12 protein-coding genes are annotated in these 14,086 nt (G+C 45.2%); 8 read left to right on the top strand and 4 right to left on the bottom strand.

What is annotated here, in order from left to right; translation table 11 throughout:
- Positions 1 to 12: 12 nt before the first annotated feature.
- From lpoB to VME0621_RS07910, 5 genes are all read left to right on the top strand, one after another.
- On the top strand, positions 13 to 603 hold the full coding sequence (gene lpoB, locus VME0621_RS07930) for a penicillin-binding protein activator LpoB (RefSeq protein ID WP_006072984.1): 591 nt from the start codon (positions 13 to 15) through the stop codon (positions 601 to 603).
- 10 nt (positions 604 to 613) lie between these two features.
- Positions 614 to 1,456: a phosphotransferase gene (locus VME0621_RS07925; RefSeq protein WP_062462861.1), complete on the top strand. Its 843-nt coding sequence runs from the start codon at positions 614 to 616 to the stop codon at positions 1,454 to 1,456.
- 115 nt (positions 1,457 to 1,571) lie between these two features.
- Entirely contained in the window at positions 1,572 to 2,111 is a 540-nt protein-coding gene (gene ycfP / locus VME0621_RS07920) for an alpha/beta hydrolase YcfP (protein ID WP_062462864.1), read from the top strand.
- Positions 2,112 to 2,298: 187 nt separating this feature from the next.
- Positions 2,299 to 3,360, top strand: a complete 1,062-nt coding sequence (locus VME0621_RS07915) for an Ig-like domain-containing protein (protein WP_062462867.1) — start codon at positions 2,299 to 2,301, stop codon at positions 3,358 to 3,360.
- Between the two features lie 396 nt (positions 3,361 to 3,756).
- On the top strand, positions 3,757 to 5,046 hold the full coding sequence (locus VME0621_RS07910) for an NAD(P)/FAD-dependent oxidoreductase (protein ID WP_062462871.1): 1,290 nt from the start codon (positions 3,757 to 3,759) through the stop codon (positions 5,044 to 5,046).
- Between the two features lie 61 nt (positions 5,047 to 5,107).
- Here the strand turns inward: VME0621_RS07910 and VME0621_RS07905 are convergent, their stop codons facing one another.
- The 4 genes from VME0621_RS07905 to VME0621_RS07890 form a co-directional block, all read right to left on the bottom strand.
- The gene (locus tag VME0621_RS07905; RefSeq protein WP_062462874.1) at positions 5,108 to 5,653 is read right to left on the bottom strand and encodes a GNAT family N-acetyltransferase; all 546 of its coding nucleotides are present in this window, start codon (positions 5,651 to 5,653) and stop codon (positions 5,108 to 5,110) included.
- A 58-nt stretch (positions 5,654 to 5,711) separates the two neighbouring features.
- The gene (locus tag VME0621_RS07900; RefSeq protein WP_062462877.1) at positions 5,712 to 6,512 is read right to left on the bottom strand and encodes a peptidoglycan binding protein CsiV; all 801 of its coding nucleotides are present in this window, start codon (positions 6,510 to 6,512) and stop codon (positions 5,712 to 5,714) included.
- 108 nt (positions 6,513 to 6,620) lie between these two features.
- Entirely contained in the window at positions 6,621 to 10,079 is a 3,459-nt protein-coding gene (gene mfd / locus VME0621_RS07895; protein ID WP_062462881.1) for a transcription-repair coupling factor, read from the bottom strand.
- Positions 10,080 to 10,084: 5 nt separating this feature from the next.
- Positions 10,085 to 10,654, bottom strand: coding sequence for a PilZ domain-containing protein (locus VME0621_RS07890; RefSeq protein WP_062462884.1), 570 nt, complete (start codon positions 10,652 to 10,654; stop codon positions 10,085 to 10,087).
- A 174-nt stretch (positions 10,655 to 10,828) separates the two neighbouring features.
- On the opposite strand from VME0621_RS07890, the gene lolC reads away from it, so the two are divergent.
- From lolC to lolE, 3 genes are read left to right on the top strand one after another with little or no spacing between them, the layout of a single operon-like run.
- Entirely contained in the window at positions 10,829 to 12,037 is a 1,209-nt protein-coding gene (lolC, locus tag VME0621_RS07885; RefSeq protein ID WP_062462899.1) for a lipoprotein-releasing ABC transporter permease subunit LolC, read from the top strand.
- A complete protein-coding gene (gene lolD, locus VME0621_RS07880) occupies positions 12,030 to 12,719 on the top strand; it encodes a lipoprotein-releasing ABC transporter ATP-binding protein LolD (protein WP_038229573.1) in 690 nt (229 codons plus the stop codon). The genes lolC and lolD overlap by 8 nt, the downstream gene beginning before the upstream one ends.
- A gap of 14 nt (positions 12,720 to 12,733) precedes the next feature.
- Positions 12,734 to 13,972 carry a lipoprotein-releasing ABC transporter permease subunit LolE gene (gene lolE, locus VME0621_RS07875; RefSeq protein ID WP_006075332.1) on the top strand — a complete coding sequence of 413 codons (1,239 nt, stop codon included), beginning with the start codon at positions 12,734 to 12,736 and terminating at the stop codon, positions 13,970 to 13,972.
- Positions 13,973 to 14,086 lie beyond the last annotated feature (114 nt).

Here is a 14,086-nt window from a genome sequence, read left to right as displayed (position 1 = left end):
TAAGGAAACAAAATGAAAAAAAGTATTATTGCTTTGTTGGGTTTGGCTGTCATTCTCGGTGGCTGTTCAAATAAAGTAAGTTACGGCGACGCGCAAGCTACTGAAACGACAACAATCGATTTCGGTTCAACTGACCTACAGAAGATCGCTGGTGATATGGTTGATAGCATGCTGATGTCTGGTTCAGTTGCGGCAATCACGCGCGACAGTCGCCCAATTGTATTTGTTGAACGTATCAAGAACAAAACAACGGAGCACATTGATACCGAGTCTATCACTGACAGCATCAGCACCAAAATGCTGAACTCTGGTAAGTTCCGTTTCGTAGATATGGATCGTGTTGAGTCTGTACGTGAACAGCTTAACTTCCAAAACAATGATGAGCTAGTGAACCAAAGCACAGCTATCCAATTCGGTAAAATGGTTGGTGCGCAATATATGCTTTACGGTAACCTAAGTAGTATCGTTAAAGAAGCGGGCAGCGATAAAGACGTATACTACAAAATGACAATGCGTCTTATGGATCTAGAAACGGGTCTGATTGAGTGGGCTGACGAAACTGAAATTCGTAAGCAAGAGTCTCGTTCAGTACTAGGTCTATAACAAGCGCTCAATGCTTAATTGGATTGATGCGGTCCAGCAATCACCAGATTTGGCTGGATTATCTTCCTTGTTAAACGAAGTGCCCTTAGGGGCACTTCCGTTATCTGGCGGCCTGACAAATCGGGCGTGGCGTGTATTGACTCCATCTCATGGTTGGGTGATTTGGCGTGCCAACTCATCGCTATGTCAGTCATTTGATATCAGTCGCGACAATGAAGCTGAGGTTTTGAACTCGGTTGCCGGACACCTCCCTACTAACAAAGTCATCGCTCGCGGCCCAAAGGGTATCGCGCTCAGTTGGTGTAATGGCATTCCTGTTAGTCAGTTAGACGATCATTCAAAGGTTATCGCGCTTCTTGCGAATATCCATACCATTCAACCTATCAGTCAGGTGCGACGTTTTGATTACCAAGAAAAAGTGGATCATTACTGGTCTCAGCTTGACGATTCTGTTCTAAAGCGGCGCTTTCGTCCGATCTACGAAAGCCTTCGAACGCTACCAAAATTAAGCTGTGCGCAACAAGCGCTTTGTCATTTTGATTTTGGCATTCATAACTTAGTGCAGATTGAAACGGGCCTTGCGGTAATTGACTGGGAATATGCTGCAATTGCCAGTCCCGTTCTGGACCTAACAATGACCTTGGATATGCTTCAAATGGATGTCGTTACAGGAATTGAACTCTACAAACAGCACCAGCCCACGATAGATAGTAGATCTTGGCAAAAGGATGTGGAGATTTGGCAAAGACACTCGCAGATGATGGCTATGCTCTGGTATCTACTTGCAGCGCAGGTGTGGCAAGATGATGGTTTTTTAGTCGAAGCTGAGGCTATTTATCTACGATTATGTTGAGCGGATCACTGTTTAACGTTATCTTTTCTGAAAAATCATCTTACCCCCTATGAAACTAGGGCTTTCGTGGTAGATTTAACGAAAGCGTACCAATAAGGACGGATTGAGAGGTACTATGATTATTTATCTTCACGGCTTCGATTCAACAAGCCCAGGCAACCATGAAAAAGTGCTTCAGTTGCAATTCATTGACGAAGACGTTCGTTTCGTCAACTACAGCACACTTCACCCCAAGCATGATATGCAGCACCTTCTTAAAGAGGTAAACAAGTTGGTTCAAGAGTCGAAAGACGAAGCGCCGATTATTTGCGGTGTTGGTCTGGGAGGCTACTGGTCAGAGCGCATCGGCTTCTTGTGTGGCATTAAGCAAGTTATCTTCAACCCTAACTTGCATCCTGAAGTAAACATGCAAGATCGTATTGATCGTCCAGAAGAATATGAAGACATTGCCACTAAGTGTGTTGAAAAGTTCCGTAGTAAAAATGCGGGTCGTTGTATGGTCATTTTGTCCAAAGAAGACGAAATTCATGACAATCAAAAAACGGCGGACGCCCTCAAAGATTATTACGATGTAGTGTGGGATGAAACTCAAACTCATAAATTCAAGAAGATCTCTCAGCACCTTCAAACAATGAAGGCGTTTAAAGAATCGTAATGTAAGAAACGTCCGAGTGGCGTGTACTACTTTTTACAAAAGCAGCGGATTTCGCTGCTTTTTTTGTTCAATACGGTAACAACTTTCACACAACATTAAGATTTTATTATGGTACGCCCAGTTAATTTAGGTTGGTTACTCTTACAAGGTCATTCTCACACTCTTCAGTAGCCTGACCTACTTAGGCGTGAACGTTGAACCTGCCGATTCTACGGTCAAAGTAGGGGATACAAAGCAACTTACTGCTTATGCAATATACAAAGACGTTAATACTAATAAGGTTTCATTTAAAGATGTAACAGCGTTAAGTGATTGGCGGGCGCAACAGAGAGATAAACTTGCCGTGAATACGACGGGGTTGATAGAAGGAAAATTTGCGGGTAACAGTGAAGTGTATGCGATCTATCAAAACATCGAAGGAGCAGGTCAGGTTAGTGTTGTTGACACATATATCAGGCAGCTAGTCGTTACGCCGGACAATGAGACAGTTCCAGAAGGAACTGCAGGACGATATAAGGCGATTGCTAAATATCATCAAGGCTTGCCTGATGAAGATGTAACTTCAAAAGCGACGTGGTCTTCTAGTGACCCTACTGTGATTCAAGTGGTTACCACAGGGGAGTTAGGAGGTAGTGGTGAAGCGTTATCTGCAGGCAGCGCGCAGATCAAAGCTGAGTTAGATGGGGTTGAGGATGAGGTAACTACCACGGTTGCTCCTCTAGTTCTAGCACAATTCGCAATAGAACCAAGACAGGATATCCTCTATTCGGGAACACCATTCCAATACCATGCTATTGCATACTATCAAGGTGGGTCGAGCAAAGATGTTACCTTAGATGCTGAGTGGTCGAGCAGCGATACCACTGCCGCGACGATTGAATCCGGAAATGCCAAGGCGGGTTTGGCGCAAGGTGTCTATGAAGGAGGGCGCGCGACGATTACGATGTCATACCAAGGCATGACAGATTTTGTTGAAACGCAAACCTACCCTGCCACAACGACAAAGGTAGAAATTGTGCCACAAAATATCACGGTTGCTACTGGTGATACTGTTGAGGTAACTGTTAATGTCACTTTCTCTGATGGTCGTGTTGAGAACTACGCCAAATATGTCTCTTGGAACAGCTCAAACATGAATGTGGCATACCCTTCCAAGCAATATGTAAGTGGTATTTCGGTAGGTACCGCTACCATCACTGCATCATTTGAAAATGTCACAGGTGATGCGTTAGTTACGGTAACGCCCTAGGTATTGACCTTGATATTATGAAGTTAAAAACGGCTCCCTTGAGGAGCCGTTTTTAGTGATGGAACTATCGATTAACAAATGGCCATTTAATTCACTTAACAAAAATAATTCCATTGAATAGTTGCGGACATTGATTTGCCCTATATAATAAAACCATTCTACATTATTTGATAAATATCAAAAAAAGTTGAGAGCAAGAAGAGAACTTGCCCTAAGATGTTCAAACAAAGACGATTTTGAACAAATTTGTGAAGTGAAACCATGATTGTACCGCGCTAGGGGCTGCCACTTGGAGTCCATACTTGCGCATAATGACCAAATTTTAAGCATTTCGACTTTAGGCGGGATGTAAGACCATTTTCTAACTTTCAAATTTCACTTTTTAGGAGAGCCATTGTGACTAATATTGTCGTTGTTGGTGGTGGCGCAGGCGGACTTGAGCTTGCGACCAAATTAGGCCGAACACTTGGACGTAAAGGGCGCGCCAATATTACGCTTGTTGATCGTAAAGCAAGCCATTTATGGAAGCCACTTCTACACGAAGTAGCGACCGGCTCATTGGACGAAGGGGTTGATGCGCTAAGCTATCGTGCCCACGCGAAAAATCATCATTTTGATTTTCAAATGGGCAGTCTGAAAGAGATTGATCGTGAGCGAAAAAGCATTACGCTAAGTGAATTGAGAGACGAGCACGATGAACTATTGATGCCGAGCCGTGAGATCGCTTATGACATCTTAGTGCTTGCGATTGGCTCAACATCAAACGACTTCAATACTCCTGGTGTTCGTGAGAACTGCATCTTCTTAGATAGCCCAGAACAGGCACACCGTTTCCGTACAGAGATGAACAATGAGTTCCTAAAACTGCATGCGAAAAATGGTCACGGTACTGTCGATATTGCGATCGTTGGTGCTGGTGCAACAGGTGTAGAGCTGTCTGCTGAACTGCATAACGCGGTCAAAGAGCTTCGTACTTATGGTTTCGGTGACCTGGATTCGAGTAAGCTGAACGTAAACTTAATTGAAGCGGGTGAGCGTATTCTTCCAGCGCTTCCTCCACGTATTTCAAGCGCAGCGCATTCTGAACTGACAAAACTGGGTGTAACTGTTCGCACTGCCACTATGGTGACTCAAGCGGACAAAGATGGCTTAACTACTAAAGATGGCGAAAAAATCCCGGCACAAATAATGGTTTGGGCGGCAGGAATCAAAGCGCCAGACTTTATGAAAGACATTGCCGGTTTGGAAACTAACCGTATCAACCAGTTAGTAGTAAAAGACACGCTGCAAACCACGCGTGATGACGATATTTTCGTTATCGGTGACTTGGCTCAGTGTACCCAAGCTGATGGTAAATTTGTGCCCCCACGTGCTCAAGCTGCGCACCAAATGGCGAGTCGTGCGTTTAGTAACATCGTTGCTAAACTGACAGACAGAGAATTAAAGCCTTACGTATACAACGATCACGGCTCCTTAGTATCATTGAGCCGATTCTCAACCGTAGGTAGTTTAATGGGTAACCTAACCAAGGGCTCTATGATGGTAGAAGGCCGAATCGCTCGTGTGGTTTACATTTCGCTTTATCGTATGCACCAAATGGCTTTACATGGCGTGTTAAAGACCGGATTAATGATGTTGGTTGGTCGTATTAACCGTGTATTGAGACCAAACTTGAAATTGCACTAATACCTAGTGATAACAGAGAGGCGCTGAAAAGCGCCTCTTTTTTTATCTCAGAGCCACTGGTTCAACGGGTAGGGGGAATGAGGGAATAGACCAGTCCAGCTTTTGGTTTACCATCAAAAATAAAGCGATTCTGCGCTAAACACTCGTAGGTTGCTCCGATACGTTCAGCAAGCCTATGGCTAGCGGTATTGCCTGGGTCGCAAACAATTTCTAGTCGGGTGAGTAATAAATTGGCAAAACTGAATTCCACCAACGCATCGAGCGCTTCCAAGGCATAGCCCTGCTTTTGAGCATCGTCTCTTAGCCAATAGCCAAGGCTTCCCATGTTGAAGGTATGATAAAACTCATTGAGCGCCACCATACCTAGAAACTGTTCGGTTTTTCGGTCAAACAATGCAAAGCCAAATGCCACGGCTTTCACCCAGTTAACTCGAGTCGCGCCAATGAAATCCATCGCTTCATGTTGAGTAAAGTCTTTATGACACCAATCTATCCATTGATGCAATGAGGGAGATTCTTGGATTGCGACTGCCAGTTGCTCGGCATCGTTAACATCCAATAGTCGAAGGCATAATCTTTTTGTGTAGATAGTGTAATGCGTATTCATAATGCCTTGGAATGGAACAGGAATTGAAAAAAGGGCCTTATTTTAGGCCCTTTCTGGATTAGTTCTGTACTCTTCGAACTTGGATGATCATGCCCATTAACGGATGGTCTAGGTAGTGCGTTTCACTACTTCTCATGCGACGTTTCTGATCAAATCGATAGTCCTTGAGAAAGGTTTGAACTTCACGTTGAGGCTCTATGGCCTGTAAGTTGCCAGCAATGACGTTACTATCTGCAGTCCCTGTCGCTACAGAATTGTCAGCAGACGGCTCCATCGGTTCTGTTGCCGTGACTGAATCAGTAACAATCACCTCTTTTGTGCTTGGCGAGCGAAGGTCTAGTTGGGCTTCAGCATACAAATAATGCTGCACGTATATCTGTAATTTACCGTCAAGCTCGTACAACGGTTTATCTATGGCCACTTCCGTTACGCCATCAACCGGGCTTGTGGTGTTGCTGTTGCTGCCCTTCTCTGTTCCATCGGCATTAAAACCAGCTGAGTAATCTTTCCCTGCACGAATATGGAAAATTGGAGCAGAGCCTCTACCGTTATCGCCTTGGCGCCATGCTTTGTGCATGAGCACCGTATAGCCTGCATGATTTTTTAGTTTTGCCGCTTCATCATTCAATTGGTATGAAGAGTAAGGCAGCATCTGAACGCCTTTCGACGCGCGATAACTGGCATCGTTCATTGAACCAGCGCGGCTAAAGTCTATTTGCGGCATGGTGTTTGGCCAAGACTCGTTTACTTTTTCAGGGTTTACCGCACGTTTGAAAACGATCACTTCTATATCAAATTGTCTCTGCGCCAAACTTGGCATAGAAACCAATAGGAGTAGCAGTGGGATCAGTTTTTTCATTGTTTCTCCATTGATTGCCACTATCATTGAGTGCAATCCCATTATATCAATTAATACAGGACGTTGCTGAAACATTTCACGGTGAAAAATCGTTGCAGCTGTAAGCAATTATGCGTTCGGAAGTCGATTGGCTTCAAACTCGTCAAGCATGTTATTGAGGTAGCTTAAGCGTTTACGCCTATCGGTTAACGCTTCCATAAACTTGAACTTAGTTGGCCCTTCCATCGCAAACTTTGTTGGCTGCGCTTGAAGTAGTTTAACCAAGAAGGCTGGGTTAATGTCAGCATCCGGATAAAATTCAATATAGCCACCTTTATCATGGGCTTCTACTTTTTTAACTTTCAGTGCTCTACCACGAAGCTTCATTTGTGAGACGGCAAGAAGGTGTTTGGCAGCATCTGGCAGCAGGCCAAATCGATCAATCAGTTCCACTTTTAGCTCGTCGAGCTCTTCGTTATCTATAACGCTTGCGATCCGTTTATACATAGATAGACGAGTATTGATATCCGGAATATAGTCATCAGGGAGCAAAGCGGGGATACGTAATTCCACTTCAGTTTGTTCGCGAAGTAGATCGTCCAAAGAGGGCTCTTTACCTTCTTTTAGCGCTTCCACGGCTTGCTCTAACATTTCCATATAGAGTGAGAATCCAACGGACTGAATTTGGCCACTCTGTTCATCTCCTAAAAGCTCTCCAGCGCCACGAATTTCAAGGTCATGAGTCGCTAGAGTAAAGCCGGCCCCAAGATCTTCTAGCGAGGCGATAGCGTCTAATCGCTTCACTGCATCTTTTGTCATGGCTTTTGGATGAGGAGTCAGCAGATAAGCATACGCCTGGTGGTGTGAGCGACCCACACGTCCACGAAGTTGGTGAAGCTGCGCTAAGCCAAGGTTATCAGCACGATCCATGATGATGGTGTTAGCGGTTGGCACGTCGATGCCCGTCTCAATGATGGTCGTACATACTAGTAAATTAAAACGTTGATGATAGAAATCATTCATAACTCGCTCTAGTTCACGTTCACGCATCTGGCCGTGGGCAACTGTGACGCGTGCTTCGGGGACTAACTTTTCTAAGTCTGCCGCGACCTTTTCAATGGTTTCAACCTGATTGTGAAGGAAATAGACCTGACCACCACGCATGATTTCACGAAGTATTGCTTCGCGTACAACACTGTCTTCGCTTTGACGCACAAAGGTCTTAATGGCAAGACGTCTCGCTGGCGGTGTAGCAATGATGGAAAGATCGCGCATGCCACTCATGGCCATATTCAGCGTTCGTGGAATAGGCGTTGCTGTTAAGGTCAAAATGTCGACATCGGCACGCATCGCTTTCACTTTTTCTTTTTGCCTCACACCAAATCGATGTTCTTCATCAACGATGAGTAGGCCAAGATCTTTAAACTGAATGTCACTAGAGAGCAGTTTGTGGGTGCCAACGACAATATCCACCTTTCCATCGGCGACGTCTTGTAGGATGGCTTTTTGCTCTTTGGCCGATTTAAAGCGCGACAAGACTTCAACACGGATTGGCAGGTTGGCAAATCGATCGCGGAAGTTCTCAAAATGCTGCTGTGCCAGCAGTGTTGTAGGAACCAGCACTGCGACCTGTTTACCGTTGTCGGTTGCCACAAATGCAGCGCGCATTGCGACTTCTGTTTTTCCGAAGCCAACATCACCACAAACCAAACGATCCATGGCTTTAGGCTGACACATATCAGACATGACAGCATTGATGGCCTGTGCTTGGTCGTCAGTTTCTTCAAATGGGAAACCAGCTTTAAAGGTCGCATATTGGTCACGATCTAAGCTGAATTTAAAGCCAGGTTTTAACTCGCGCTTGGCGTATACGTCGAGCAACTCTGCCGCAACATCACGCACTTTTTCAGCGGCTTTTCTACGGGCTTTAGCCCAGGATTCACTGCCTAATTTGTTGAGTGGTGCCGATTCTTCCGCACCACCAGAGTAGCGTCCGATTAAGTTTAGTGACGCGACAGGGACGTACAGCTTGGCATCATTTTGGTATTCGAGTGTGACGTATTCTGTCGTCATGCCGCCCGCTTCAAGTGTTTGCAAGCCGACGTAGCGGCCAATACCGTGGTCAATATGAACAACGGGTTGGCCTGGCTTGAGTTCAGCAAGGTTGCGAATGACGGTGTCACTATTAATCGAGCGTTTTTCTTTCTTGCGTCGTTGAATAACGCGGTCGCCGAGCATGTCACTTTCGCAGATCAGTGCGAACTGCTGTTGATAAGCAAAACCATGTTCACATTGACCAATAACAAGTGTGAACTTATCGTCGCTCTTCAGCGCATCGAGAAAATGTTCTTTCTCTTGTGGCCTCAGTTTTATGCGATGCAGTAATTCGAGTAGCGCCTCTCGACGGCCCTCAGATTCCACCGAGAAAATCACTTTACCAGCGTACTGCTCCGTAAACTGACGGATTTGAGCCATCGGCTCTTTTAATTGATGCTGTACTGCTAAATCAGGAAGTGCCTCGACGGGAGCATTGACGCGTCCTGCTTTTTCATCCACAGAATCAACTGAGCACAGCAACTGTGGATAGGCTTTAAGCTGTGAATAGAACTCATCTTTTTGCAGCCAAAGCGCACTCGGTTCTAACAGTGGGCGCAAAGGATCGACCTTTCGCTGCTCATAACGCGTTTCAACGTCAGATAAAAAGGTGTCTATGGCGGACTCAATATCACCCACAGCGATAATTTGGGAGTCTTGGCTGATGTAATCAAATAGCGTTTCAGTATGCTCAAAGAACAGAGGCTGCCAATACTCTATACCCGCTGGCCAAGTGCCTTTTGTTACCTGCATGTAGACTGATTCTGGTTCGCGCCTTGCGTCGAATTGTTGTCTCCAGCGAACACGAAACTCTTCAATCGCGTCTTTTGTCGTAGGAAACTCATGAGCTGGGAGGAGTCGAATCTCGCTAATATCTTCGATGGAACGTTGGTTTTCCGGATCAAAGGTGCGAATAGTGTCGATTTCATCGTCAAAGAAATCAATGCGATAAGGCGCAGAGCTTCCCATGGGGAAGAGATCGAGAATTGAACCCCTACTTGCATATTCACCGGGACCAAACACTTGGTCTACATGTCGGTAGCCAGAGTTTTCTAGCTGTAGACGTAGTTTATCCAGTGAAAACAAATCACCAGTTTTTACCATCAAGGTATGTTGCATTAAGAAATCGCGAGGACTTTGCCTTTGCAACAAAGTGCTTACCGGGACGATAGTGATCCCTTTTGACTGTTGCGGTAGGGCGTATAGCCGTGCAATACGATCTGAAATTATATCCTGATGTGGCGAGAAATTATCGTATGGCAAGGTTTCCCAGTCAGGAAATAGCGCAACCTCTCCTGGAAAGAACTGTTCTAGTTCACCTTGAAGTTTAAGAGCAAGCTGTGGGTCTGGCACAACCAGTAAAGTATGATCAGTATAGGCGTTAGCATGCTCGCTGATAGCAAGGGCTAATGCGCCACCAATCAGGTTACCGAGAAACTTTTTATCACCGGCACCCGTTGGTGCATTAAGAGGAAGTAGTTGACAATTACTCATAGTATTTATTGGTTGTCTCTGTCTAGCGAGCGCTGTCGAAGCAATTTCTGTTGTTGGTATAAAGCGGCTTTAATTAGTAGGTCTTGGTGTTCTTCAAGGATTCGTACAAAACTCAACGTAGCCAGTTGGCCTGATTCGGAGTTCTGTATATCGGTGACTTCTGCATAACAATAAATACCAGCAGGTGGGTGATCTAGGAAAAGCTTCACCTTGGCTATTTGACCAACTTTCAGTGCTTCTGAAGTGATATAGGTAAGTTGACCTGCGCCAAAACTGTGAGTGACGTGGCGCTGTGCAGGATCGTCTTGTTGCGAAATAATATAATTAAGCAGCAAATTAAGCTTGCTGTTTTGCTGTTCAATTAACTCGGCAACATGCTTGAGGTTATGTTGATTCAGTTCGTGCTTTGCAGCATCATTTTGCTGATCGAGTAGACTAAATTCACTCGATGCCATAAATGGAGCTGGAATTTCAGCAATGTATTGGTCTAGGTCGGGTAGAGTACTACCAGGTGCTAGTGGCTCAATGTTGGCTTTTAAAGGTCCATTTACGGTGAAGAATTCGTTCTGCTGCATACATTTTTCCTAATCGACTTGAATTAATTATCTCTGTGTATGTCTGAGTTATCAAGAAAATGACCGAATGAAAGGTCAAAAGTACGTAATTTAAAAGGAAATTTACAATCGGGGCTACAACCCAATGGGTTTTCTGGTTACATTACTCATAGATTTCGTCCCATGGCCATTATTATGTTTCACCCTTTGCCCGTTTTTATTGGATTACGTTACCTAAGAGGTCGCTCAGGCGATCGCTTTAGTCGGTTCGTATCTTATATGTCGACCGCAGGAATCACTATCGGTGTTTTGTCGCTCGTTACTGTTCTCTCAGTAATGAACGGATTTGAAGCTCAACTGAAAGGTCGAATTCTTGGCGTTTTGCCTCAAGCGGTTATTTCACATGATTCAGGTCGAGTCGACTTAAATGACAAGCCAGATGCGTTGCTGAATAGTTTTGCTACTAGTCAGCCAGCGGTCCCTATTGTCCGCAGTGAGGCTGTGGTCCAAAGCCATCAGGGATTGTCTGCTGCCATGATGATTGGAATTGAGCCCGAAACTGATGATCCGATTCGCTATCGTCTGGTAAGTGGTAGCCTAGATAATTTACAAGCAGGAAAGTATCAGGTTTTGTTGGGTCATACGCTTGCCCGAGAGCTCGATGTGCGCGTTGGCGATAAGGTAAGACTAATGGTTACCAGTGCTAGCCAGTATACGCCGCTTGGGCGAATCCCGAGTCAGCGAATGTTTACTGTTGCTGGGCTTTATAGCACTGGCTCCGATGTGGATGGCCAATTAGTCGTAACTCATTTGAAAGATGCCGCCAAGTTGATGCGTTACAAAGCCGATGAAGCGAGTGGGTGGAGACTGTTCTTCAATGACCCGTTTGTGGTCTCCAGTTTAAGTGAGCAGCCATTGCCGGACGGTTGGTTATGGAGTGACTGGCGTGATCAACGTGGCGAATTGTTCCAAGCTGTAAAAATGGAAAAGAATATGATGGGGCTGATGCTCGGGCTCATTATCGGCGTAGCGGCGTTCAATATTATTTCCGCACTGATTATGGTGGTGATGGAGAAACAATCAGAGGTTGCCATTTTGAAAACGCAAGGCATGACTGATCGTCAAGTGCTCGCCATCTTTATGGTTCAGGGTGCCAGCAGTGGTGCACTCGGAGCCATTGTTGGTGGCATTCTTGGTGTGTTGTTGGCAAACAACCTTAATAGCCTACTGGAAGTCATGGGTGTCGCTTTATTTAGCTTTGGCGGACAGTTACCGATAGTGGTGAATCCTAGCCAAATTATTGTCGTTGTTATTTGTGCTGTGTTGCTGAGTCTAGCAGCCACATTGTTTCCTTCTTTCCGAGCATCATCCGTTAAACCAGCAGAGGCTTTAAGATATGAGTAGTCCGTTAATCGCCTGTCAAAACATCCGAAAAACGTATCACGATGGGGCGGTGGATACCGAGGTACTTAAAGGCGTGAGTTTTGAGATCTCCAAAGGTGAGTTGGTGTCTATAATTGGTTCTTCTGGCTCCGGTAAATCAACGCTACTTCACGTACTAGGTGCTTTGGATGAGGCAACGGAAGGGGAGGTTACTTTCCTTGGTGAGCCTCTACTGACTTTAAGCAGCAACCAACAAGCCAAGCTTCGTAATGAGCACTTAGGGTTCGTATATCAGTTCCATCATCTACTCAGTGACTTTACAGCGGTAGAAAACGTGGCGATGCCGTTACTTATTGGTGGTATGGGAACTAAACTAGCGAAGGCCGAAGCGAGTGCATTACTTGAGCGAGTGGGGCTAAAACATCGTTTAGAGCACCGACCTTCTGAGCTTTCGGGGGGAGAGCGCCAACGAGTTGCCATCGCTAGAGCCTTGGTCAATAAGCCTGCGTTAGTGTTGGCTGATGAGCCGACCGGTAACCTTGACCATACGACGGCTTTATCTATATATGACTTGATGCGAACACTTAACCAAGAATACGGAACCGCTTTTCTAGTGGTGACTCATGATAATGAGTTAGCCGCGAAAATGGATAGGCAGATGCATATGCAAGACGGCCTGCTACTCGATGCCAAAATTGCGTAATTCAAGGAGCTAACGTGTCACTATCGTTTTTTATTGGTAAACGTTTTAGCAAAGCCAAACAACGTAACAAAATGGTGTCGTTTATTTCGATTTCATCCATTGTTGGCATCGCTGTTGGGGTGGCGGTGATTGTCATTGGTTTGTCTGCGATGAATGGCTTTGAGCGCGAGCTGAAGAATAGAGTGTTATCCGTAATTGCCCATGGTGAGTTTGAAGGTGTGAATGCTCCTATCAAAAACTGGCAAAAGGTGATGGACTCGGCAATGGAACATTCAAAAGTGGAGGCGGCTGCGCCCTATATTCGAATGACAGCGCTGGTTGAAAAGGGCAGCCTACTCAAAGCTGTTGAAATTCGTGGCGTTGACCCTGAGCTTGAAACCAAAGTGTCGACACTACCGGGCTTTGTCAAAGGCACAGCTTGGCAAAATTTTCATGCCGGTGAGCAGCAAGTGATTCTCGGCAAAGGGGTCGCAGATCAAGTGGATGCGAAAGTAGGTGACTACGTAACGTTAATGATCCCAACCACTAGTAACACCAGCAAAGTGCAAGCGCCAAGAAGAGTTCGAGTCCAAGTCTCTGGTTTGCTCGAGTTAAATGGACAGATTGACCATAGCTTGGCGATTGTTCCGTTAGCAGATGCTCAGCAGTATGCTCGACTAGGTAATCAAGTTACTGGCGTTTCTATAAAAGTAGATGACGTATTCAATGCCCCTTTGATTGTTAGAGAGGTGGGTAATACCTTAACGGAGTACGTCTATTTACGTAGCTGGAAACAGAAATATGGTTTCCTATATCGAGATATTCAGTTAGTTCGTACCATTATGTATTTGGTGATGGTTTTGGTTATTGGTGTTGCGTGCTTCAATATTGTTTCAACGCTAATGATGGCGGTAAAAGATCGCGCATCTGAAATTGCAATATTACGCACGATGGGCGCCACAGATGGCCTCATAAAACGCATCTTTATCTGGCAAGGTGTATTTTCTGGCGTAGTGGGTAGTATTGTCGGTGGTATGCTGGGCAGTTTAGTTGCACTGAATCTCACACCATTAGTTTCTGGCCTCGAGTCTCTCATTGGTCATAAGTTTTTATCTGGCGACATTTACTTTGTAGACTTTCTGCCATCTGAGTTGGTTTGGAGTGATGTGGCTTTAGTAGCGGGGACTGCAACGGTGTTAAGTCTGATTGCGACATGGTATCCAGCAACAAAGGCAAGTCAGTTAAACCCTGCTTCAGTGCTGAGCGCCAAGTAATTTAATCTCAAGAAAAAGCCCGTCAATGAATATCATTGACGGGCTTTTTCATATTTGGTCGACAGTCTTGTTACTTAGAAGTGTCGTCACACTCGTAGTTTCTGTTTACGACTC

This window comes from Vibrio mediterranei, from assembly GCF_900088415.1.
Taxonomy (GTDB): domain Bacteria; phylum Pseudomonadota; class Gammaproteobacteria; order Enterobacterales; family Vibrionaceae; genus Vibrio; species Vibrio mediterranei.
This window is presented reverse-complemented; position numbering and strand designations above follow the sequence as displayed.